Annotated in this window: 22 protein-coding genes; 12 read left to right on the forward strand and 10 right to left on the reverse strand. The window is 61.8% G+C overall.

Features of this window, described 5'->3' with window-relative positions:
* Nucleotides 1-270 precede the first annotated feature (270 nt).
* Genes LRK71_RS15025 through LRK71_RS15035 form a run of 3 tightly spaced genes read left to right on the forward strand, consistent with a single transcriptional unit; the run spans nt 271 to nt 2,491 of the window.
* The gene (locus LRK71_RS15025) at nt 271-975 is read left to right on the forward strand and encodes an ABC transporter permease (protein WP_232404641.1); all 705 of its coding nucleotides are present in this window, start codon (nt 271-273) and stop codon (nt 973-975) included.
* Entirely contained in the window at nt 975-1,691 is a 717-nt protein-coding gene (locus LRK71_RS15030) for an ATP-binding cassette domain-containing protein (protein WP_232404642.1), read from the forward strand. Before LRK71_RS15025 ends, LRK71_RS15030 begins: the two co-directional genes overlap by 1 nt.
* Complete coding sequence (locus LRK71_RS15035; RefSeq protein WP_232404643.1) at nt 1,688-2,491, forward strand: ABC transporter substrate-binding protein; 804 nt, start codon at nt 1,688-1,690, stop codon at nt 2,489-2,491. Before LRK71_RS15030 ends, LRK71_RS15035 begins: the two co-directional genes overlap by 4 nt.
* Nucleotides 2,492-2,628: 137 nt before the next feature.
* On the opposite strand, the gene phnF is transcribed toward LRK71_RS15035, so the two are convergent.
* The gene (phnF, locus tag LRK71_RS15040; protein WP_232404644.1) at nt 2,629-3,360 is read right to left on the reverse strand and encodes a phosphonate metabolism transcriptional regulator PhnF; all 732 of its coding nucleotides are present in this window, start codon (nt 3,358-3,360) and stop codon (nt 2,629-2,631) included.
* Nucleotides 3,361-3,467: 107 nt separating this feature from the next.
* Here phnF and phnG point away from each other — a divergent pair, with 107 nt between their 5' ends.
* From phnG to phnN, 7 genes are read left to right on the forward strand one after another with little or no spacing between them, the layout of a single operon-like run.
* Entirely contained in the window at nt 3,468-3,920 is a 453-nt protein-coding gene (phnG, locus tag LRK71_RS15045) for a phosphonate C-P lyase system protein PhnG (RefSeq protein WP_232404645.1), read from the forward strand.
* Nucleotides 3,920-4,504 (forward strand): phosphonate C-P lyase system protein PhnH, encoded by a 585-nt coding sequence (gene phnH, locus LRK71_RS15050; protein ID WP_232404646.1) that lies wholly within the window; start codon nt 3,920-3,922, stop codon nt 4,502-4,504. The genes phnG and phnH overlap by 1 nt, the downstream gene beginning before the upstream one ends.
* Before the next feature lie 4 nt (nt 4,505-4,508).
* Nucleotides 4,509-5,609 carry a carbon-phosphorus lyase complex subunit gene (locus LRK71_RS15055; RefSeq protein WP_232404647.1) on the forward strand — a complete coding sequence of 367 codons (1,101 nt, stop codon included), beginning with the start codon at nt 4,509-4,511 and terminating at the stop codon, nt 5,607-5,609.
* A 42-nt stretch (nt 5,610-5,651) separates the two neighbouring features.
* Nucleotides 5,652-6,509 (forward strand): alpha-D-ribose 1-methylphosphonate 5-phosphate C-P-lyase PhnJ, encoded by an 858-nt coding sequence (locus LRK71_RS15060; protein ID WP_269751769.1) that lies wholly within the window; start codon nt 5,652-5,654, stop codon nt 6,507-6,509.
* Nucleotides 6,510-6,535: 26 nt separating this feature from the next.
* Complete coding sequence (phnK, locus tag LRK71_RS15065) at nt 6,536-7,306, forward strand: phosphonate C-P lyase system protein PhnK (protein WP_232404757.1); 771 nt, start codon at nt 6,536-6,538, stop codon at nt 7,304-7,306.
* A 12-nt stretch (nt 7,307-7,318) separates the two neighbouring features.
* A complete protein-coding gene (phnL, locus tag LRK71_RS15070; protein WP_232404649.1) occupies nt 7,319-8,002 on the forward strand; it encodes a phosphonate C-P lyase system protein PhnL in 684 nt (227 codons plus the stop codon).
* Nucleotides 7,999-8,577 (forward strand): phosphonate metabolism protein/1,5-bisphosphokinase (PRPP-forming) PhnN, encoded by a 579-nt coding sequence (phnN, locus tag LRK71_RS15075; protein WP_232404650.1) that lies wholly within the window; start codon nt 7,999-8,001, stop codon nt 8,575-8,577. Before phnL ends, phnN begins: the two co-directional genes overlap by 4 nt.
* Here the strand turns inward: phnN and LRK71_RS15080 are convergent.
* Nucleotides 8,541-9,242, reverse strand: coding sequence for a DUF1045 domain-containing protein (locus LRK71_RS15080; RefSeq protein ID WP_232404651.1), 702 nt, complete (start codon nt 9,240-9,242; stop codon nt 8,541-8,543). The genes phnN and LRK71_RS15080 overlap by 37 nt on opposite strands.
* A 52-nt stretch (nt 9,243-9,294) precedes the next feature.
* On the opposite strand from LRK71_RS15080, the gene LRK71_RS15085 reads away from it, so the two are divergent.
* Nucleotides 9,295-10,437: an alpha-D-ribose 1-methylphosphonate 5-triphosphate diphosphatase gene (locus LRK71_RS15085; protein ID WP_232404652.1), complete on the forward strand. Its 1,143-nt coding sequence runs from the start codon at nt 9,295-9,297 to the stop codon at nt 10,435-10,437.
* Between the two features lie 73 nt (nt 10,438-10,510).
* On the opposite strand, the gene LRK71_RS15090 is transcribed toward LRK71_RS15085, so the two are convergent.
* Genes LRK71_RS15090 through LRK71_RS15120 form a run of 7 tightly spaced genes read right to left on the reverse strand, consistent with a single transcriptional unit; the run spans nt 10,511 to nt 17,098 of the window.
* Entirely contained in the window at nt 10,511-10,987 is a 477-nt protein-coding gene (locus tag LRK71_RS15090) for a class I SAM-dependent methyltransferase (protein ID WP_232404653.1), read from the reverse strand.
* Nucleotides 10,984-11,796, reverse strand: coding sequence for a polysaccharide deacetylase family protein (locus LRK71_RS15095; protein WP_232404654.1), 813 nt, complete (start codon nt 11,794-11,796; stop codon nt 10,984-10,986). Before LRK71_RS15095 ends, LRK71_RS15090 begins: the two co-directional genes overlap by 4 nt.
* Nucleotides 11,793-12,953, reverse strand: coding sequence for a glycosyltransferase family protein (locus LRK71_RS15100; RefSeq protein WP_232404655.1), 1,161 nt, complete (start codon nt 12,951-12,953; stop codon nt 11,793-11,795). The genes LRK71_RS15095 and LRK71_RS15100 overlap by 4 nt, the downstream gene beginning before the upstream one ends.
* Nucleotides 12,950-13,537 (reverse strand): histidine phosphatase family protein, encoded by a 588-nt coding sequence (locus tag LRK71_RS15105; RefSeq protein ID WP_232404656.1) that lies wholly within the window; start codon nt 13,535-13,537, stop codon nt 12,950-12,952. The genes LRK71_RS15100 and LRK71_RS15105 overlap by 4 nt, the downstream gene beginning before the upstream one ends.
* Nucleotides 13,534-14,634, reverse strand: coding sequence for a glycosyltransferase family 4 protein (locus LRK71_RS15110; protein WP_232404657.1), 1,101 nt, complete (start codon nt 14,632-14,634; stop codon nt 13,534-13,536). Before LRK71_RS15110 ends, LRK71_RS15105 begins: the two co-directional genes overlap by 4 nt.
* Nucleotides 14,631-15,875, reverse strand: a complete 1,245-nt coding sequence (locus LRK71_RS15115; RefSeq protein WP_232404658.1) for a glycosyltransferase family 4 protein — start codon at nt 15,873-15,875, stop codon at nt 14,631-14,633. Before LRK71_RS15115 ends, LRK71_RS15110 begins: the two co-directional genes overlap by 4 nt.
* The gene (locus LRK71_RS15120; protein WP_232404659.1) at nt 15,872-17,098 is read right to left on the reverse strand and encodes a glycosyltransferase family protein; all 1,227 of its coding nucleotides are present in this window, start codon (nt 17,096-17,098) and stop codon (nt 15,872-15,874) included. The genes LRK71_RS15115 and LRK71_RS15120 overlap by 4 nt, the downstream gene beginning before the upstream one ends.
* 302 nt (nt 17,099-17,400) lie before the next feature.
* On the opposite strand from LRK71_RS15120, the gene LRK71_RS15125 reads away from it, so the two are divergent.
* Nucleotides 17,401-19,767, forward strand: coding sequence for a mechanosensitive ion channel family protein (locus tag LRK71_RS15125; RefSeq protein ID WP_232404660.1), 2,367 nt, complete (start codon nt 17,401-17,403; stop codon nt 19,765-19,767).
* Nucleotides 19,768-20,007: 240 nt separating this feature from the next.
* Here LRK71_RS15125 and LRK71_RS15130 read toward each other — a convergent pair whose 3' ends face one another.
* Entirely contained in the window at nt 20,008-21,279 is a 1,272-nt protein-coding gene (locus LRK71_RS15130) for a CoA transferase (protein ID WP_232404661.1), read from the reverse strand.
* Nucleotides 21,280-21,321 lie beyond the last annotated feature (42 nt).

Consider the following 21,321-nt stretch of genomic DNA (forward strand, 5'->3'; position numbering starts at 1 on the left):
CGGCGAAAGGAAACAGGCAAGGCGGCGGGCGGGTCGCATTTTTTGGATATCGCGTCCGTTTTGGCTGCGAGAGGGGGCAAAAACCAGCTAGGAAAAGGTGCCGGATATGGCCCAGTCGTCAGGCTTGGCTCTTGGTGGGGTAGACAAATTGACCCTTTTTCATTTGTGATGATTTTTACACTGTTTCTGGTGCCAAAGCTATGATTTTGAACACCATAAGAACGCGGCGCCACGGGTGATTTCGCGCGCACTGAGGAGAAGACACGCGCAATGGCTGATCTGTGGGACGGCATAGCCCAGGCCTTTTGGCTATTGGTGACCCTGGACCGAGATCTGGTCGAGATCACTTTGCGCTCTCTCAGGGTTACGCTGACGGCGCTGGCGATTGCCTCGATGATTGCGCTGCCGCTGGCGGCTCTGCTCGCGGTGCGGCGGTTTCGTCTGCGCCGTGTCACCATTGCCGTACTGAATGCGCTGATGGGGCTGCCGCCGGTTGTGGTGGGTCTGCTCGTCTATGTTCTGCTGTCGAGGGCGGGGCCTCTTGGGGTCTTGGGGCTGTTGTTTACCCCCACGGCGATGATCATCGCACAGGTGGTGATCATTGTGCCATTGGTCGCCTCTATCGCGCATCAATCGCTGCGCGAACTCTGGAGCGATTACCACGATTTGCTAATCTCGATGAATGCCAGCCAGGTGCAACGCATCAAGGCCCTGCTGTGGGATGGTCGCCGAGCGCTGCTGACGGCGGCGCTGGCAGGATTTGGCCGCGCCATCGGAGAAGTCGGCGCCATCATGGTGGTTGGCGGCAATATCGACCATGCCACTCGGGTTCTGACCACGGCGATTGCCCTGGAAACCGGCAAGGGCGAATTTGCCATGGCATTGGGGCTTGGCTTTGTGCTGATCGCCATGGCGGTTGCGGTCAACCTGGCAATCCACTGGTTGGGCCATACCGAGAGCGAGGGGCGTTGGTGATGACGCAACAGATGTTTCCTCTGGTTGCCAAACAGGCCCTAGTCCGGCGTCGGGGCAAGGTGCTGGTCGGCCCAATTGATCTGACGCTTGCGGGTCAGGGCACCAGCATTGTGGTGGGGCCCAATGGGGCGGGCAAAACCACCCTGTTGAAGATGCTGCACGGGATCGCGCGGATGGGCGGAGGCAGCCTGGACTGGGCCTGCCCGATGGAACAGGCGCAGCAGCGACAGGCCTTCGTGTTTCAGACGCCGATCATGATGCGGCGCCCGGTGGTGGAAAACATTGCCTATCCTTTGCAGTTGATTGGCGTCCCGCGCAAAGAGGCACGGATGCGTGCAGCCCAGTGGGCCGAACGGATCAATCTGGGTGATGCGCTGGATCGGCAGGCGATGCTTCTGTCCGGGGGGGAGCGGCAGAAACTGGCGCTGGCCCGTGCCCTGATCCGCGAACCGGATGTGCTATTTCTGGATGAGCCCTGCGCCTCTTTGGATGGGCGCGCGACCCGCGAAATCGAAGATATCCTGCAAGAGGTCGCCGCTGCAGGCACCCGGCTGATCATGTCGACCCATAACATGGGGCAGGCGCAGCGATTGGCCGATGAGGTGCTGTTTGTCCTGCATGGGCGCATCCATGAATTCGGCCCGGCCAAGGCATTTTTTGCCGGGCCGAAAACCCCGCAAGCAAGTGCATTTCTAAGAGGAGACATTGTAGAATGAAGCAGATAATTTTCGGAACATTTACCAGCCTGTTGCTGACTGGCACAGCCATGGCCGAAGAGATGAAACTGGCGGTGACCACTTCCTTCCACAATTCGGGACTGGCAGAGATCTTGCTGCCCGAAATCAAGAGCGATCTGGATCTTGATGTGCAGCTTTTGGTGGTGGGCACCGGTCAGGCGATCCGTCTGGGCGAGGCCGGCGATGTTGACGCCATTCTGGTGCATTCGCAAAAGGCCGAAGAAAAATTCCTGGCGGGTGGCAATGGCACCCATCGCCGCGAAATCATGTATAATGATTTTGTCTTTATCGGCCCAAAGACCGATGCCGCAGACCTGCGCGGCGCGTCGGATGCGGCCTCGGCGCTGCAGCGGGTTGCAACTGCTGCTGCCCCCTTTGTCAGCCGCGGCGATGACAGTGGCACCCACAAGAAAGAGCTGAGCCTGTGGCAGGCAGCGGATCTGGACCCGGCGGAATTTGACGCCTGGTATCGCGCCGTTGGTGCGGGCATGGGCGCGGCACTGAACACGGCCTCTGGCATGGGGGCCTATATCATGGCGGACCGGGCAAGCTGGCTGAACTTTGGCAACAAGGGCGATCTGGAGCTGCTGTTTTCCGGTGACCCGGTTTTGTTCAACCAATATGCCTATCTGCCAGTGAACCCGGAAAAGCACCCGCATGCCAAGAATGATCTGGCGATGCAGCTAGAAGGCTGGCTGACCTCGGATCGGGCCAAGGAATTGATCAATGCCTACAAGATCAATGGCGAAACCCTGTTCGTCTTTAATGCCAAACAGTAGGGCCTGACCGGCGCCTATAGTACGTCGCGCAAAAATTGGGCCCGGTTTTGGGCGTCAAAACATGCGAAATCAAATAAGCTGACCTGCGACAGGCCCCCGCCCAGTGGTGGGGGCCTGTTTTCTTGGCGGCAGGGCCTTCAGCGTCCATCCACCGTCAGGGTCACCCGATCGCCGGCAAACCAGGTGCGGCCAAATTCTACCGGTTGGCCCCTGGGGTCGATGTTGACCCCGGTGGTGCGCAGGATTGGCGCGCCTTCCGAAATGCGCAGATGCAGCGCCTGGGTCGCGGTGGCCAGCTTGGCGGTGATACGGGTTTCTGCGCGGGTATAATCGGCAACCCCACAGTCCTTCAGGGCCTCTGTTACCGATTGTCTTTGCTCCAGCGCGGTCAGCATGCCGGGCAAGTTTTTGGCGGGAAAAACACTTTGAAACAGGGCGATTGGATGGTTGTTGGCCAGGGATATCCCGTCATAGACATGCACAGATGAGCCGGGCTCCAGCGCCAGGGCTTCGGCCTCGATCAACGAGGCAATGCGGGTTTCCAGCATCAGGATCTGCTTGGCCGGGGTCTGCCCGCCCTGTTGGATGTTCTGGTGAAACCGTACACGTTTGCGAATTGGGTAATCGGTAGGGGCGGCGGCGACAAAGACGCCGGCACCGCGTCGCGCATGCACCAGGCCTTGCTCTGCCATGGCGGCCAAGGCCCGGCGCACCGTATGGCGATTGACCCCAAAGCGCGCCGCCAACTGCGCCTCCGAGGGCAATTTGTCCGCTGTGCCATAGCGCCCCTGGGCGATGTCATCCGTCAGCGAGATTGAAATGGATTTCCACACAGGCGTGCGGCTGACTGCTGAAGGGGCATCGGACATGTCACTAAACTTTCACAAGGTTTCGATTGCGCTGGGGTGGTTGGACTCGCTAGTATTTGTCTAGTTGTATAGTTCATGTAGACAACCCGGCCAAGAGGCTTTCACTGATGAAAACAGATATTTCCGCAACCGCGCGCAAGGCTTGGATGAGCCTGCTGGCCCAGGCCGATGAGGCCGAGCTTGCCAGCCTGTGGCGCGGCTTTGATCACGATCCGGCGTTTGATTGGCTGCGCCCCCCCGAAGCAGGTGGAGTCATGGTGCGCGGCCGCATGGGGGGCGCGGGCGCGCCGTTTAATCTGGGCGAGATGACAGTGACCCGCTGTGCACTGACCCTGGCCAACGGCACTGTTGGTCATGCCTATGTTCAGGGACGATCAAAACCCAAGGCAGAGATCGCCGCCAAGGTAGATGCCCTTATGCAAACAGATGTGGCGACTGATCTGCGCCAGGCGGTGCTGCAACCGTTGCAAAACCGCCTGGCGGCGCAGCGTCAGGCCCGCGCGGCCAAAGCAGCGGCCACCAAGGTTGAATTTTTCACCATGGTGCGAGGAGAGGACTGATGCCCCAACTGACCGAGACCACCGCATATGGCGGCGGATTTTCCGCCCCCGCGCAGCAGGCTGCGCAGGCATTTCGCGCGGCGATGACGGCCTTGGCGCGGCCCGGAACCCTGCAGGATATTGCCGGCGGCAGCCCCCCCGCGGGGATTTCCCCTGCGGCGGGGGGCCTGCTGCTGACGCTGTGCGACCCAGAAACCGGCGTCTATCTGGCCCCGGATGTGGACAGTCCTGAACTGCGCGCCTGGCTGGCCTTTCATACCGGCGCGCCGATTGTTGCGGCGGATCAGGCAGATTTTGCCCTTGGCAGCTGGGCGGCCTTGATGCCCGTTGGGCAATACCGCGTCGGCACCTCGGAATACCCGGACAGATCTGCCACCCTAATTGTCGAGATGGCGCAGCTGATACCTGCCACTGCAACCCTGACCGGGCCGGGCATAAAGGAGCGGGCAGAACTGCGCCTGCCGGATGTCGCGGCCTGCCAGGCCAATGCAAAGCAGTTCCCGCTGGGGGTAGATTTCTTCTTTACCTGTGGTGGGCAACTGACGGCGCTTCCCCGGTCCACCACGATTTTGCCAAAGGAGTGACCCGATGTATGTCGCTGTAAAGGGTGGTGAACGCGCCATCGACAATGCCCATGCCTGGCTGGCCGAAGAGCGCCGGGGGGATACCAACGTCGCCGAGCTGAGCCTGGCGCAGATCCGTGAACAGATGAGCCTAGCGGTGAACCGGGTGATGGCCGAGGGTTCTCTTTATGATCCTGATCTGGCGGCCCTGGCGATCAAGCAGTCGCGTGGTGATCTGATCGAAGCTATCTTCTTGATCCGCGCCTATCGCACCACGCTGCCACGCTTTGGCTATAGCGCGGCGGTGGATACTGGCGCGATGACCTGTGATCGCCGTATCTCAGCCACCTTCAAAGATGCGCCAGGCGGGCAGGTGTTGGGGCCAACCTTTGACTACACCCATCGGTTGCTCGATTTCAAACTGGCGGCGGATGGCGAGGTGCCGCAGGCTCCGATCGCAGAGCCGCGCATGGAGGCAACACCGCATATCACCGAGTTCCTGCAGGGCGAGGACATCATCGAGCGCGAGCCCGCTTCGGATGCTACACCGGGCGATCTGACCCGCGAGCCGATGAGCTTTCCTGCCGGGCGCGCGGTGCGGCTGCAGTCTCTGGCGCGTGGGGATGAAGGGTTTATCCTTGGCATGGCCTATTCGACCCAACGTGGCTATGCGCGCAACCACGCCTTTGTGGGGGAATTGCGCATCGGTAAAGTGCCGGTCGAAATGGAAATCCCGGAGCTGGGCTTTGCCATTGAGATTGGCGAGGTGGAACTGACCGAATGTGAAACGGTGAACCAGTTCAAAGGGTCCAAAACCGTGCCGCCACAGTTCACCCGTGGCTATGGTCTGGTCTTTGGTCAGTCAGAACGCAAGAGCATCGCCATGGCGCTGGTCGACCGGGCCCTGCGCTGGGAAGAACTGGGCGAGGACAACCTAGGTGCTGCCGCCCAGGATGAAGAATTTGTCCTGAGCCATTGCGACAATATTCAGGCGACGGGTTTCTTGGAACACATCAAATTGCCGCATTACGTCGACTTCCAGTCTGAACTGGAACTGGTGCGCAAACTGCGCCGCGAAGCGCAGGAATTGGCCGAACAGATGGCCACGCAGGAGGCAGCGGAATGACGTGCAAACACCACAGGCCCATAGGGAAAAAGGATGCCCGGAATGTCTGATTACAACTTTGCCTATCTGGACGAACAAACCAAGCGGATGATCCGTCGCGCCATCCTCAAAGGTCTGGCCGTGCCGGGCTATCAGGTACCCTTTGCCAGCCGCGAGATGCCGATGCCCTATGGTTGGGGCACGGGGGGCGTGCAGGTGACGGCAGCAACGCTGGTTCCGGAGGACAGCCTGAAAGTGATCGACCAGGGCGCGGATGACACCACCAACGCCGTTTCAATTCGAAAATTCTTTGAGCGCACCGCCGGGGTTGCCACCACCGAGGAAACGACAAAGGCCAGCGTCATTCAGACCCGCCACCGGATCCCCGAGGCCGAATTGAGCGAGGATCAGATTCTTGTGTATCAAGTGCCAATCCCTGAGCCGCTGCGCTTTCTGGAACCGCGCGAGACGGAAACACGCAAGATGCACAGTCTTGAGGAATACGGTTTGATGCATGTGAAGCTCTATGAAGATATCAGTCAGCACGGCGATATTGCCACCGCCTATGCCTATCCGGTGAAGGTGGAGGAGCGCTATGTGATGGACCCTTCGCCGATCCCCAAATTCGACAACCCCAAGCTTGAGATGGCAGCGATCCAGCTGTTTGGCGCCGGTCGCGAACAGCGCATTTATGCGCTGCCGCCCTATACACGTGTGGTGAGCCTCGATTTTGAGGACTACCCGTTTGAGGCCACAAAGGCTGATTATCCCTGCGACCTATGTGCCGCCGAGGACAGCTATCTGGATGAGGTAATTCTGGATGATGCGGGCAGCCGGATGTTTGTCTGTTCAGACACCGATTATTGCCGCAGCCGACGTGCCGAGGGCCATGTGGGCCGATTGGGTGAGGAGGCCGCGTGATGAGTGCCTCAACTGGAGAACAGGATATGACACCGCTGATGCAGGTGAAGGCCCTGACAAAAATGTATGGGCACCGAATTGGCTGCAAGAATGTTAGTTTTGATCTCTACCCCGGAGAGGTCATGGGCATCGTCGGTGAGAGCGGATCTGGCAAGTCGACACTGCTGAACGCCATGGCAGGCCATCATGCGCCGGATTGCGGCGAAGTGGTGTTTGATACCCGCGCCGATGGGCCGGTAGATACCTGCACCATGTCAGAACCGGCGCGCCGGATGCTGGGGCGTACCGACTGGGCCTTTGTGCATCAGCATGCCCGTGATGGCCTGCGCATGTCGGTCTCGGCTGGCGGCAATATCGGCGAGCGGCTGATGGCCGTGGGGGGGCGTCACTATGGCGAGATCCGCGATCAGGCTGCCGATTGGCTGGGCCGGGTGGAGATAAGCGACAGCCGCATTGATGATCGCCCCTCGGATTTTTCCGGCGGGATGCAGCAGCGCCTGCAAATCGCCCGCAATCTGGTGACGGGGCCGCGACTGGTGTTCATGGATGAACCCACCGGGGGGTTGGATGTTTCGGTACAGGCCCGCCTGCTGGATCTGCTGCGCAGTCTGGTGCGTGAAATGGGCCTCAGTGCCATTATTGTCACCCATGACCTGGCTGTTGTGCGCCTGCTGGCGGATCGTCTCATGGTGATGAAGGACGGCTATGTGGTCGAAAGCGGTTTGACCGATCAGGTGCTGGATGACCCGCAACACGCCTATACCCAGCTGCTGGTTTCCAGCGTGCTGCAGGTTTGAAGGACAAAGACAATGATTGAACTTGAAAACGTGAGCAAGAGTTTCACCCTGCACAATCAGGGTGGTGCGGTAATCCCGGTGATGGAGCGGGTCAACCTGACAGTGGCTCCGGGCGAATGTGTCGGTTTGGTCGGGGCCTCGGGGGCCGGGAAATCCACCCTGATGCGGTTAATCTATGGCAACTATCTTGCGGCAGCAGGTCGGGTCATGGTGGGGGATCTGGATGTGGCCCAGGCCGCGCCGCGTCAGATCATCGCCCTGCGCCGCGAGACCCTGGGCTATGTCAGCCAGTTCCTGCGGGTGGTGCCGCGTGTGGCGGCACTGGATGTGGTGGCAGAGCCACTGCTGGCTGTTGGCACCTCGCAGGCGGTAGCGCGGGACAAGGCGGCCAGCCTACTGGCAGAGCTGAACATCCCCGAGCGGCTCTGGTCGTTGAGCCCGACGACCTTTTCCGGCGGCGAACAGCAGCGGGTGAATATCGCGCGCGGCTTTGCCTATGACTACCCGGCACTGCTGCTGGACGAGCCCACCGCCAGTCTGGATGCCAAGAACCGCGCCACGGTGCTGCGCCTGGTGGAAGGTGCCAAGGCGCGCGGTGCAGCGATCATCGGCATTTTCCATGACGAGGCCACCCGCGATCAGGTCTGCGACCGCTTTGTTGATGTTTCGGTCTTTTCGCCGCAGGTGGCGGCATGAAGGTCGGCGCATCAGTGGGACCGGTGATTGCAGTGGTCGGCGCCTCGGGGGTGGGCAAGGACAGTCTCATGGAGGCGCTGGCGGCACGCGACCCTAGGCTGTGCCTTATGCGCCGGGTGGTGACCCGCGCGCCAGAGGCCGGCGGCGAAGACTATGATGCGGTTAGCGAAGATGCGTTTTGCGAACTGGTGAAAGCCGGGCATTTTGCCCTGCACTGGCACGCCCATGGATTGCACTATGGCATTCCGCTGGCAATCGAAGATCTGCGCGCCCAGGGTCATGGCGTTTTGGTGAACCTGTCGCGCGCCGTCTTGGCAACGGCGCAAGAGGTTTTTGGTGATCTCATCGTGCTCTCGGTGACCGCCCGCCCGGAGATTCTGGCCGAGCGGTTGACCAAGCGCGGGCGCGAAGACAGCGCCGAGGTTCAACGTCGCCTGGCCCGCGCAGGCCAGCCGCTGCCTGCGGGGCTGCTGCGGCTGCACGAGATTGACAACAGTGGCGATCTGGGGCTGGCCGTCGCCCAGGCCAAGGCAGCGATTTACTCCGCTGATGCCCCGCTGCCGGTGAGGGGATAGCGATGCAGCAAATGAAATCGTCCGGCGCTGTCTTCGCCCACCAAGGCAAAATCCCGGATTACCAGAGGTCTGGGCAGCAAGGGGATCAGATGGGCCTCAAGCGTGGCCTCGACAGCGGGCAGATCCGCCTTGGGCAGTTTGCCGGTGAGCGTAACGTGGAAGCGGAACTGATCCAGTACAAAAGGATAGCCCCAGGTCACGAGGTTTGCATCCTGCGCCGGGGTGAGCCCTGTCGCGCGGCGCTTGGCCTGTTCGGCCTCGGAGCTGGGCGCACGAAAGGCATCAAGACCCTGCACGCAGGCGGCCGCAAATTGGCCAAGCGCGGTCTCATCGCCGCTGACGCGCAGGGCCAGAAACCGTCCCAGCCGCGCCAGATGCAGCCCCTCAAGCACCACCGGGGCCTGCCGGGCCGCCAGGCTGGTGCAGGCCCGTTGCAGATCCGCAAGGCTGCGCCCCTTGGCCAGACGCATCGGTGGCTTCAGCGTCGCGTGCAGCCCGTACTTGCGCGGCACCTGCGTAATGCTGGCCAGATCCAGATCGGCAATCTGGGGCTGTGGGATGGAGGTGCTAGCACCCATGTCCCAACCCAGCCACTGGGTTGCAAACTCAGCCCAATCGGCCCCCGCCGGGGGGGTGTAGTAAATCGCATATCGCGTGAATGTCACATTGGCCTCCTATACGTGGCCGTTCCTATAGTCCGAAAGTTGTGAAGCTCAGATGACAGATGAACTGATCCTTGCCAATGCCACCCTTGTCCTGCCCAGTGAAACACTGCGAGGACAGGTTAAAATCCATGGCGGAGAGATTGCCGATATCAGTGCGGGCGCATCGGTACTGACAGGCGCGATTGACTGCGATGGCGACTATCTGAGCCCAGGCTTGGTTGAATTGCATACCGACAATCTGGAGCGCCACATTCAGCCCCGCCCCTCGGTGGACTGGCCGCATGCCGCCGCCATCATGGCCCATGACGCAGAGCTGGTCGGCACCGGGATCACCACCGTGTTTGATGCCATGCGGGTGGGCTCGGTCAGCCGTAAAGAAAGCCGCTATGGCTCTTATGCGCGTGGATTGGCAACCGAGCTGTTGGACCTGCGGTCAGCTGATGCCCTGAAGATTTCGCATTTCCTGCATCTGCGCGCCGAGGTCTGTTCGGATACATTGGTCGAAGAACTGGCAGAGTTTGATGAGGCGGATCGCGTTGGTCTGGTCTCACTTATGGATCATACGCCGGGGCAGCGACAGTTTCGCGACATCTCCAAACTGGAGGCCTATGTCAAAGGCAAACACGGGCTGGATGATGCTGGGTTTCAGGCCCATGTTACCCACCTGAAGGCCCTGCGGGACCAATACGGCGACCTGCATGAGGTGGAGGCCGTCAAGGCCGCGCGCCGCTTTGGCGCAGTGCTGGCCAGCCACGACGACACCACGGCGAGCCAAGTTGCAACTTCAGCCGCGCACGGCATTCATCTGGCTGAATTTCCAACCACGGTAGAGGCCGCACGCGCCTGCCATGCCCATGGCATCAAGGTGATGATGGGGGCACCCAATCTGATCCGCGGCGGATCTCATTCGGGCAATGTCGCCGCGCAGGAGCTGGCAGAGCTGGAGCTGCTGGATATCATCTCCTCGGACTATGTTCCGGGGGCACTGCTGATGTCTGCCGTGAAACTGGGCCAAATCTGGGGCGATATGGCGCGCGGTCTGTCAACTGTGACCCTGGCCCCGGCAGACGCGGTTGAGCTGTCGGATCGTGGGCGGCTGGAGATCGGCAAACGCGCCGATATGATCCGTTTCAAGTTGATTGATGGCACCCCGGCGCTGCGGGGCGTCTGGGCGCGTGGGCAGCGCGTGGCCTAGCCAGTACCTTTGTGCCCGTGGCACATGCAACTGCGGCCCCCTGCAATATGTTCTGGTAGGGGCCGCCGCAGTGTCAGGCGCGGTAAAACAGGTAGCGGCCTTCGGGAATGCCCTCTGGACCTTTGAGCTCTTCAAATCCCACCAGAGGCTGTCCCGAGACCACAATGCCGCCCCTGGCCATGACGCTGGCAATCACTGGTGACATGGCTGCGGCCTCGGCCACGTCCTGTTCCTTGACGCCAAAGCCAAAATCATAATGGGCCAGCACGATCTTGTGGCCCTCAGCCTTGAGGCGCTCCAGCATCGGCACCGCCTCGCCCTGCAGAAAATCCGCCTCGGGCGGCACACAGGACGGATGGCATTGCAGCACCCGGTCGATGACCCAGACCCGGCGGTCTGGTAGGGTCTCGCGCAGGTGGTCATAGGTGCGGCCATTGCCAAGCCCCATGTCCAGCACATCACCGTCGACCTCGGAAATTGCACTGGCGGCCCAGTTCAGCCCGTCGCGCTGGGCGGTAAAGCGGCGCAGCATGGAATCCAATCGGCTCATCTCTCATCTTCCTTTTTGTCAAAGGTCCAGATCTGCCCCGGCCCCTGCATCAGGCGCGTGATCAGCGCCTCGGTGAAATCCCAGACGGCCGCGTCATGCACCAGATGGTGGGTGAGGATGCCATAGGGTTCGCGGTTGTCCGCCTGATCCAATCGCCGGGCGCGCAACTGGTCGCTGACCTGGTTGATCAGGCGTTCTGGTGCAACCAGAGACCGGCTGCCCTTCCAGTCGATCGGATCAAGGTGGGTGTTGATCTGTGCCAACCCGGCGGCGGCCCAGGCCTGCGCGCGCGGGGTGAAACGCGACACTGCGGCGAAACCGAGGTCTGCCATCAAGGGCAGCAGCTCCGGCGCGATGCGGTTCCAGGGGGGCACAAAGATGGGCTGCAATCGGGGGCCAAACAGCGCCTCTAGCCGCGCCAGCCCCTCGGCCATCTCGGCAAGAGACCCCGCAAGCGGATGCTGCGGCGGGAATTCGCACTTCTTGTCTCCAGGGGCAGCCCGGCTGATATGGGCCCAGCCATGCACCAGGGGGATCACTTCGGGATGCGCCTCGACATAGGCCGCAAGCGCGGGCTGGGCGTCGCGCGGGATCACGGCCAGATGCACCGGCAGGGTCAGCTTTTGTGCCAGCGCGCTTAGCTGGTCGAGCTGGGGCGTTGGTTCGATCGCATCATCGTCGCGCCACCACAGCGGAAGTTTCAGACCGGCGGCCTGCCAGTGGCGCAGCTCTTGGTCGAGCGGGGCCCAGTCTAGGGTCCAATCCGGGGTCCCGTCAGGGGTGGCACCAGGGGTCTGTGTCGGGCTCATGGCTTTGCTCCTGCATGATCCTGGGTCTGATCCTGGACTATGTCATGGGCAATTTCGACGCTGCGCGCCGCCCCGTCAAACTGAAACTGAGCCGCCGCGCGGCGGGGCGCCTGTTGCACGGCTTGCACCGCAGCAACCAGGCGGTCTGGTGTCAGATCGGCGGTGCGCAGGCTGGCAAAGCCCGGCAGCGGTTCCAGGCTCTGGGCGCGCAGCCCCTGTTCGACCTCGCGCCCTGCATCAAAGGGGATCACTACGGCAGGGGTATTGGCCTGCAACAGATCCAGCGCGGTGTTGTAGCCGCACATGCTGACCGAGGCGGCCACATGTGAAAGCATCTGGCGAAAATCAGGGCGGGCGGCTTCGATCCGGGCGGGTGAGCCCAAACTGGACAGGGCCTTGATTCGCTCGGCGGCGTCACTGCCACCCACCAGCAGGCGCCAGGGCTGGTCCGGCATCAGCCGGGCAGCAGCCAGGGCACAGTGGTAGATCTCGTCTCCGACACTGCCTCCACCTGCGCTGACCAGAACCTCGCCGCTCCCCGCTGCCTCTGGATGTGGCCCAGCTGCCGCAGGGGCGACAAAGCCGGTGTAGCGCAGTTTGGCGGCCAGCATGCCCGAGACCGGCCAGCTAAGCGCAAGCGGGGTGGCCTGGGGATCGGAATGCACCAGAACGGCATCGTAGAATTCTGCGATCACCGCATCCGCCTTGATGGCCTTTTCCGGCTTTGACGGCGGTGCCAGGATGTCGCGGATAGAGGCAAGGATCTTTGGTCGTTTGGGCAGCTGTTGCGCTGCCGCGAGCAGGGCGCGGAACTCAGCCCGCAGGGCGCGGCGGCCAAAGGGATAGAGTTCGGTGATCAGCAGATCAGGTTGCATCGCGCGCAGCGCATCACAGAGCGCCACCTGGCGCATCAGGTGATAGTCGTCATCGGCCAGGGCGTTCTCCGGCGTCAGCAACCGGGTGAAATTTACCCCGTCAGAGCGCAGTGGCGGCAGTTGCAGCAGGGGGATTTCGCAGGTGTCGAGCTGCGGCGCAGCGCAGCCGCCCGAGACGATCTTCACCTGATCACCAGCGGCCTGAAAGGCCCGCCCTAGGGTCAGCGCCCGCGCCAGATGGCCGGTGCCCAGCAGGTGGGTGACCACAATCATCACCTTCATGGTGCGGGCCTCTTCAGCAGGCGCACCGGCGTTGCCCAAGGGGTGAGGCGCGCGCCGTCGATTTCAACCACAAACAGCCGGTTGCGTTTTATTCGAAAGGGGGCTGGGCTGTCGAAATCCCAGTGATGGGCATGGGCCAGGATCATCCGCATGATACCAATATGGCAGACCGCGACGGTGTCGCGTTGCAGCCCGGCCAGCCAGGGTTGCAGTCGGTTCCAGACCTCTGCCGGGGTTTCGCCACCGGGGGGGCGATAGTCCCAGCCCCAGTGCTCGATATCACGAAAGCCGCTGTCCGGGTCGGCCTTCAGTTCCAGCCCTTTCTTGCCTTCCCAGTCGCCCCAGAACATTTCTGTCAGGGCCGGGGAGGTCTGCGGCATCTGCCCGGTTATCAATTGTGCGGTTTCCACCGCCCGCGACAGCGGGCTGGACCAGAGATCGGCCTGATCCCAAGGCGGGGGCAGGGCAAAGCTGGACAGCTCGGCCCTGGCGGCATCGTCCAGCGCAATATCGCTGCGGCCCTGGATCTGTCCGGCGCGGTTCCAGGCGGTATGGCCATGGCGCAAAAGGGCAAGGCGGATCATCTCGGCTCCTTCAAAAGGCGGGCGGTTGCTGCGCCAAAGCGGCGGCTGGCGGCGGGGGCCAGATGGGTTTTGGCAATCATCTTGCGCGCTTGGGTGCCAAGATCCAGGCGTAGCTGTTGACTGTGCAGCAGGGTCTGCAATCGGTGGCGCAGCGCCCCAGCCCCCTGGGCCACGTCGGGATAGACTCCGGGGGCTAGAATATCGCGCATGCCGGGGCGATCCTGGGCCACCACTGGCAGACCATGGCTCTGGGCTTCCAGGTAGACCATGCCAAAGGCCTCGTTGACGCCGGGCCAGAAAAACAGGCTGGCCTCGGCGTAGACCTGCGCCAGATCCGCCCGAGACAGCTCTCCGAGGAAGGTGACGCGGTGGCCGAAGGGGGCCATCAGGGCCGCGACATCGGCGCGGGCGGGACCATCGCCGACGATCTGTAGCCGCCAGTCGCCATCCAGGCCCCGCAGACTGTCCGCGATGATCTGGTAAGAGGCGAGCTTATCGCCGGGGCGCATCATACCGACGCTGAGCATCGGCCCTGACAGGCTGCTGGCGGCGGGCAGTTGATCCATCGGCAAAAAGGGCGGCAGAAGTTCCAGCTGTTGATCGTGATAGCGCTCGCGCTCCAGGGTAATCAAATCATTGGCGGTGAGATAGAAAATCAGGTCGGCGGCATCGGCTGCGTCATGGGCAGATTGGGCAAAGCCGGCCCAGGGGCCCTTGAGACGCCGCAGGGCGCGGGTGCTTTCGATCTGCACATAGGGAATGCCACGGGCACGGGCGACCTGCGGGCCAATCAGATCGGGGGCCTTGTAATAGTTATGGTAGGTCACCCAGAGATCCAGGCGCGGCATCTCTTGGATCAGCCGGGAGACTTCCTGTGTCGCCTTGGCGCGCAGCCTGGCCTGCAGCGCGGCATCGCCGTGTTTGTCAAAGATCTTTAATTCGGTGGCCAGATCAATCTCAACAACCGCCTGCGGTACGGCGGCGATGATGGCCATCAGATTGCGCGCCATTTCGCGATCACCCGAAGGGACCGGATGGCGCGGCGATTTCATCGGCGCATAAAAGGCAATCCGCGTGGCTGTCGCCGCGCCGGTCATGAGCCCTGCAGCATGGCATCCAGGCGGGCCACCAGCTGGGCAATGCCGGGATCCATGCCAAAGTCGCGGCGCAGGCGCTGGAGTGCTGCCTCGGCCATGGTGGCGGCCTGTTGCGGTTCTTGTGCCAAAGACTGGATCGCGGCAGACAGGGCCTCTGGGTCATCCTTGCTGAGCAGCCCATGGGTGCCGCTTACGATGAATTCGGGAATGGCCGAAACAGGCGTCGATAGGATCGGCAGCAGTTGCGAGGCCGCCTCCATCAGTACATTGGGCAAACCGTCGCGGTCGCCATCGGCGGCGACCCGGCTTGGCAGGACAAAGAGATCACTGGCGCGCATTTCGGCGATGACTTCGGGCTGATCGCAGGCGCCGCGCCAGGTAATACGCTGCGCGATCCCGGCCTGTCTGGCCATATCCTGCAACTGATTGCCAAGATCGCCACCACCGATATGAACCCAGTGCCAGTCCAGCTCTGCCGGGAGGAGCGCGAGTGCAGCGATCAGGCGGTCAAAGCCCTTTTTTTCGACCAGGCGGCCCACTGACATCAGTTTGAGCGGATCCTGCGCCTGCCGCCACTGACGTTGCGGTGGTTTGGGGAACCGGGTCAGATCAAGCCCGTGATAGATCAAATCAATCCGGGCCGGATCATCCGACATCTGCTGCAAGTGACGGGCGCCAAAAGCGGTGCAGGTGGCGCCAAAGGTGGCACCGTGATGCTGGCTGGACAGCTTTTCCGAAATCTCCCAATCAGGGGAGGTCCAGATGTCCTTGGCATGGGCAGAGAAGCTCCAGGGCAGCCCGCACATGATGGCGGTATAGCGCGCCACCGAGGCCGGGGTGTGCAGAAAATGCGCGTAGAACCCGAGTACCTCGGCGGGGGCTTCGGCGGCCAAGACGCAGGCCTGGCCAAAGCGGCGGATGCGATTGCGGCTGGGATCGCGGCGCAGGTCGGCCCGCCAGATGCGATAGGCCTCGGCGTAGCCGGGCAGCGCCTGGGCAGCGGTGCGGGCCTGCCAGACGCGGGTCGGTTCCTGATAGAGATATTCGGGCAGATAGCGTACCCGCGCCTGCAAACGGTCATGCAGGGGGTGGCGCTTTACATCGGTTGGGTGGCGCAGGGACCAGATTTCAAAGGTCAGACCTGCCTCTTCCAGCGCGACCAGTTCCTGGGCGATAAAGGTCTCGGAGAGGCGCGGCCAGCCTTTAACCAGCACGGCAAGGGGGGGATTTGCTACGGTCATTCTGCAACCTTTCGCGGCAGATCCTGCAACAGGGCAGAGACCCGCTTGGTGACGCAGTCCAACCCATCCAACAACCCGCTGGAAAAGGCCTGTGACGGTTGCTTCTGTGTCGCCAGTGCGCGAATGGCCTTGGTCATGGCAGCAGGGGTCCAGCCATCGCGGCGCTCATCCAGCATGGATACCAGGCCCAGTTCTTCGGCACGGCTGGCGCGGATCCATTGTTCCAGGCGCGGTGTGGTGCGGGGCACGATGACGGCGGGCTTGTCAAAGGACAGCACCTCGCAAAAGGTGTTGTAGCCGCCCATGCAGACCACGCCCTGCGCGCCGGAAAACAGGGTTTCTATACGGGATTCAAACCCCACCGTGGTCACCCGACCCTGCAGCGCCTCGACACGGGTTTCAAATGCTTCTCGGGTTTCGCCTGACAGGAACGGCCCGTAGACCAGCACCGCACGGGGCGCCAGGTCGGGGTCCTGTTCATAGGCTGACAGCACCAGATCCACCATCATTGCCCCATCGCCGCCACCGCCGGGGGTGATCAGCACATAGGGCTGTTCTGGCGGGGTATCCAGCGGGCCAAGATCCCGGCGCAGATAGCCAGTCCAATGCATCCGATCGCGCACCAGAGGGCTGAGCGCCAAGCCCTTGGTTGGGTCATAGATCGAGGCCAGCCCATAGATCCAGATCTCGTCGTAAAACTGCTCCGTTGCGGCGATGGCCTCTTTGCGGGCCCATTCCTCGGCCAGCACCTCTGGCTCGTCCAGCACATCACGCAGCCCCAGTACCAGCTTGCTGTGCCCCTTCTGCGACAATAGCTCCAGCGCGGGCAGCAATTCACCGCGAAAGCCCGTGGGCTCTTTATCGACGATCAGCACATCGGGGTCGTATTGCTGGGCCATGGAACGGATCAGCCCACTGCGCAGGGCGGTGGTTTCCTCGATGCTCATCCCCATGGTGCGCGACGCATAGCTGCCGTCGGATCGTTTGATTACCCCAGGAAGGCGCATATGGTCGACCCGGCTGGGAAAGGCAAACCGCCCTGCCACCGGTGACCCGGTCAGGATCAAGGCCGAGGCGGTAGGATCCGCCGCAGTAATCGCCCCGGCCAGGGCGCGCGAGCGCCGCAGATGACCCAGGCCAAAGGTGTCATGGCTATATAGCATAACCCGGGGGCCGCGTTGAAGATGATCTAGCTCAGAGGAGCTGTCGTTGGTGGAAATCATGGGCCAGCCTGCAGGTGTACTCCCTAGGGGTGGTGCAATAGGAAGGTGCTAAGATCAAGGGCATTACCCTGTTTCCCGTGTGATTTTGCAGCGATATGGCCCGCAGAAGACAAATCGGCAGTTCACAGCGGCCCTAGGGGCAGGCCCGGCTGTGGACAGAGTGCGGGGCAGTACATGACGCAAAAGGGCAGAGTGTCTTGCCTGCAACCGTTGGTGCCTCTGGTTGAGAAATAGATCTGTCCGATTGCGACGGCGCGGCGGAGAGGCTAGCCTGATGGCCTTGTATTTGGAGTTTGCCTGCCATGATTAACCGTCTTTTGCGTGCTATTTGTTTATTTCTGCTGCTTTGGTCTGCAGCGAGTTTGGGGGCGCAGGGCGTGCACGCACAGCAGCCAGCCACGGCAATAGAAGGTGGCGCAGCGGCGGCGAGCGATCCAGCCGATCCGGTGGCGCGCGCGGTTGAACTGGCAACAGAAAGCGGCCTTGGGGTGATCATCGTCGATGGCAGTGGCAGGCTGACCGGAACAGGCGAGACACCGCCCAGCACCGGGGCGAGCAGACCGTCGATGGAGGGCGCCTCATCCTTGATGAAGGCGCAGTCGGAGCTGCAATCCTTCCGGCAGGAGTTGCGCAGTCGGCTAGAGGCGTTGCCCTATTCGATATTTGAGATGAACTATATCCTGCGCCAGACCAGCCCGGATGGCCGCATCATGACCTATGTAGAGGTCCTGGGCTGGAGCCTGCTGTTCTTGATGATCGGGCGCTGGCTGTCGGTGGAAATCTACGGCAAGCGGATAGCCAAACGCTATGTCCAGGCTCGGATCAAGGCGCAACCGGAAGGCTACTACGAAAAGATGCCCTTCCTGGTCTTCCGATTCCTGATGGGGGTTGGCGGCACGCTCTTTGCAATGGTTTTTGCCCTTGCGGTTTCTTATCTGATCTTTGGTGCCTCGGGCGACAGTTCGATCGAATTCACCGTGACCGCGATCTATACCGCCTTCTTCGTTTCACGCACGGTATCGGACCTGTGGCGCATGGTCCTGTCGCCCTATCTGAGCCAATACCGAATGCCGGTTTTCTCGGATCGCGATGCAAAGCGACTTTACATTTCGGCGTCGTTGCTGGCGACCTATGATGTCTTTTCGCTGGTCTTTGCCACCTGGGTTGGCGATTTTGGCCTGAACTATAATGTTTATGCGCTAGTCTCTGGCATCCTGGCCCTGGTTGGCACCCTGGGCAGCCTGGTCCTGATTGCCGTCAACGCCCGCGCCATCAGTAATGGGATCCGGGCGGGTCGCCCCAAGGAGGACTGCTCCTGGTTGCTGCGCGTGCTGTCGATACTCTGGGCACCTGCTCTTGTCATCTATGTCATTTTTGGCTGGCTCAACCTGGCATTCGATCTGGTGCTAGAGCGCGAAATGTCGATGCCGTTGATGGCTGGGACCTATATGGTGCTGACCTCCATTCTGGTGGTCTATGGCGTTATCAACTACGGGATCGAGGCCTATGGGCGGCGCAGTCAAGCGAAGCTGGCCCACGACCCAGAAGTTGCGGCCGAGAACGCAGAGGCGGAGATTTCAGAGGGTGAAATCCAGGCGATGTCCGAGGGGCAGCGCCACCCGATTGCCAGTATTGAAGATCTGGCCCGCCGAGTCGCCGGGATCCTGTCCTTTTTGGTCGGGGCTTATGCGCTTGTCCTGGTCTGGAACCCAGAAGCCAAATGGATGAAGACAAGCGCGGCGGAAAGCGCCTTTGATGTGATCGTGATCTTCTTTCTGGGCTATATTGTCTATCACGCGGCGCGGATTTGGATCGATAGCAAGATCCAGGAAGAAACCGGCGATGTGCAAGAGGCCGAACTGGGCGACGAAGGTGGCCATGGCGGGGCGAGCCGTCTGGCGACCCTGTTGCCGCTGTTTCGTGGGGTCATCTTGGCCGTGGTTGTGGTCGCGGTTGTGCTGATCGTGCTGATGGAACTTGGGATCAATGTCAGCCCGCTGTTTGCAGGTGCTGGTGTGGTTGGTCTGGCGGTTGGCTTTGGGTCGCAGACGCTGGTGCGTGATATCTTTTCGGGGGCCTTCTTTTTGATGGATGATGCCTTCCGCAAAGGGGAATATATCGACATCGGCGAGGTCAAAGGCACGGTGGAAAAAATCTCAGTGCGTTCGTTCCAGTTGCGCCATCACCTGGGCGCGCTGCACACCATTCCCTTTGGTGAAATCAAGGTGCTGAGCAACTATTCGCGCGATTGGGTGATGATGAAACTGCCGCTGCGGGTGACCTATGACACCGATGTCGACAAGGTGCGCAAGATGATCAAGAAGCTGGGCAACGACTTGCTGAGCGATCCGGTGATCGGCGACAGCTTCATGCAGCCGCTGAAATCGCAGGGGGTCATCGAAATGCAGGATTCCGCGATGATCATCCGGGTCAAATTCATGACCAAACCGGGAGATCAGTGGTTGATACGCAAGCGGGTCTACCAGGATATCCGCGAGCTCTTTGCCCGCGAAGGCATCAAATTTGCCCATCGCGAAGTCACGGTACGGCTGGCCGAGGATCAGGCGGACGACATCCCGCAGCACAAGCGGGAAGCCATTGCAGGTGGGGTGCAGGCGGCAATTGATGAAGACATCATGGATGTCAATGGCGCTGGCGACGACCGCTAGGGCCGGTCGGGACCGCAAGACAGCGCAGGAGGCGCGTTGATGGGGCCTGCGTTCGGTGATGGGAGATGCGGCGCGATTAAACGCGAAACACTGTCGCCCTGATATGAGAGATGAAACAAGGGGGCTCCCGCCCCCAATCCGATCCGCTGACGCGCCTCGTTTTGGCGTTGGGCCGGGCGCCGGGCCAGAGGCCCGGCGGGCGCTGCCTGCAAGGCTGGTGGATCTAAGGAGAGGTCTGCTTTAGGCTGTTGACCAGCGGGCCGGGGCGCTGCCGCAGGCCTGGGCCGGGCGATCCCAATGCATCTGGGTCCCACCGACCTGCAGGGCTGGTTTCAAGCGCCGCGCGGGCCCCCAGGTGCTGTTTTCGATCTCGCGCGCATAGTCGTCTGCCTCTGCCGCATGAAGCGCTGGACTGTCGAGGTGATGCGGCGTTTGAGCCAGCTGCTCTGCCATTCGCGCCAGGGATAAACGCGCGCTGGCGGCGCGATTTTCCAGCACTGCAGATTTTAGCGCCCGCAGCACGGCCGCCGCCATCATGTAGCCGGTGGCGTGATCCAGCGCCTGGACGGGCAGTGGAGTTGGTCTGTCCGTTTCGGCCCACTGCGCTCCTGCCTTTGCGACCCCGGCACTCATCTGTACTAGGCTGTCAAAGCCGCGCCGCTGCGCCCAGGGGCCACTCCAGCCATAGGCATTGAGGGACACCTCGATGCAGTTTGGGGCCAGCGCTGTGCGGGTTGTCCCTGTATAGCCCAAGCTATCCAGCGCGCCGGGACGGTAGCCATGCACAAGAACATCGGCCTGTGCCAGTAGCTCTTCGAATCTGTGCCTATCCGTTTGGTCTCGCAGATCAAGGCAGGTCATTGTCTTGCCCAGAGAAATGTCGGGTATGACACCGGGTTCATCCCAGCCAGGAGGGTCTATCCGCAACACCTCGGCACCAAAACCCGCCAGGGTACGAGTGGCAATTGGTCCGGCCAATACCCGTGTCAGATCCAACACCCGCAGCCCTGCCAGAGGGCGTGAGGCAGAGGCCTTGGGGCGCGGGCGCAGGGTGACGCGGCGTGGCGCGTCCCAGTGAACCAGAGGCTCCCGGGCAACACTGCGACCCTGCGGATGGGCCAACCACTGGGCCCGGCTTCGCATATAGGCAGCGACACCCTGCTGTTTGATTACTTCTTGCTCCAGGGTCTCGCCGTCCCAGGCCGCAACAGCCGCCGCGACCGCAGTGGGGTCTGCGGCACAGTCGAGCACTTTGAGGGCGGCGGCGCGGTGGTGTGGCAGGTTGGTGTGCAGGCGGATCCAGCCATTGCCACAGGGATAGTTCCCGGCAATGGGATCCCATAGGCTTGGCAGGTCCCAGCCCTGGGCGGCAAAACTATAGCCAAACCAGAGCGACGCAAGGCGCTGGTTCACCGTGACGGACTGCTGATCGTGGCTGAGCCCGCCAGCCTGCATCAACTCTGCCAGTTGCTGGCCTACCGCAGCAAAGCAGGCATTGGCGAGTTCGCTCACTGCGAAGGCGCTGGTGTAGCGTCCCGTTCCGGTGACGTGATA

Source organism: Pseudophaeobacter flagellatus, from assembly GCF_021228235.1.
Lineage (GTDB): Bacteria > Pseudomonadota > Alphaproteobacteria > Rhodobacterales > Rhodobacteraceae > Pseudophaeobacter > Pseudophaeobacter flagellatus.

Coding starts and splice junctions, on each gene's coding strand:
- LRK71_RS15025 (WP_232404641.1), top strand. CDS start 271: ATGGCTGATCTGTGGGACGGCATAGCCCAGGCCTTTTGGCTATTGGTG.
- LRK71_RS15030 (WP_232404642.1), top strand. CDS start 975: ATGACGCAACAGATGTTTCCTCTGGTTGCCAAACAGGCCCTAGTCCGG.
- LRK71_RS15035 (WP_232404643.1), top strand. CDS start 1,688: ATGAAGCAGATAATTTTCGGAACATTTACCAGCCTGTTGCTGACTGGC.
- phnF (WP_232404644.1), bottom strand. CDS start 3,360: ATGTCCGATGCCCCTTCAGCAGTCAGCCGCACGCCTGTGTGGAAATCC.
- phnG (WP_232404645.1), top strand. CDS start 3,468: ATGAAAACAGATATTTCCGCAACCGCGCGCAAGGCTTGGATGAGCCTG.
- phnH (WP_232404646.1), top strand. CDS start 3,920: ATGCCCCAACTGACCGAGACCACCGCATATGGCGGCGGATTTTCCGCC.
- LRK71_RS15055 (WP_232404647.1), top strand. CDS start 4,509: ATGTATGTCGCTGTAAAGGGTGGTGAACGCGCCATCGACAATGCCCAT.
- LRK71_RS15060 (WP_269751769.1), top strand. CDS start 5,652: ATGTCTGATTACAACTTTGCCTATCTGGACGAACAAACCAAGCGGATG.
- phnK (WP_232404757.1), top strand. CDS start 6,536: ATGACACCGCTGATGCAGGTGAAGGCCCTGACAAAAATGTATGGGCAC.
- phnL (WP_232404649.1), top strand. CDS start 7,319: ATGATTGAACTTGAAAACGTGAGCAAGAGTTTCACCCTGCACAATCAG.
- phnN (WP_232404650.1), top strand. CDS start 7,999: ATGAAGGTCGGCGCATCAGTGGGACCGGTGATTGCAGTGGTCGGCGCC.
- LRK71_RS15085 (WP_232404652.1), top strand. CDS start 9,295: ATGACAGATGAACTGATCCTTGCCAATGCCACCCTTGTCCTGCCCAGT.
- LRK71_RS15090 (WP_232404653.1), bottom strand. CDS start 10,987: ATGAGCCGATTGGATTCCATGCTGCGCCGCTTTACCGCCCAGCGCGAC.
- LRK71_RS15095 (WP_232404654.1), bottom strand. CDS start 11,796: ATGAGCCCGACACAGACCCCTGGTGCCACCCCTGACGGGACCCCGGAT.
- LRK71_RS15100 (WP_232404655.1), bottom strand. CDS start 12,953: ATGAAGGTGATGATTGTGGTCACCCACCTGCTGGGCACCGGCCATCTG.
- LRK71_RS15105 (WP_232404656.1), bottom strand. CDS start 13,537: ATGATCCGCCTTGCCCTTTTGCGCCATGGCCATACCGCCTGGAACCGC.
- LRK71_RS15110 (WP_232404657.1), bottom strand. CDS start 14,634: ATGACCGGCGCGGCGACAGCCACGCGGATTGCCTTTTATGCGCCGATG.
- LRK71_RS15115 (WP_232404658.1), bottom strand. CDS start 15,875: ATGACCGTAGCAAATCCCCCCCTTGCCGTGCTGGTTAAAGGCTGGCCG.
- LRK71_RS15120 (WP_232404659.1), bottom strand. CDS start 17,098: ATGATTTCCACCAACGACAGCTCCTCTGAGCTAGATCATCTTCAACGC.
- LRK71_RS15125 (WP_232404660.1), top strand. CDS start 17,401: ATGATTAACCGTCTTTTGCGTGCTATTTGTTTATTTCTGCTGCTTTGG.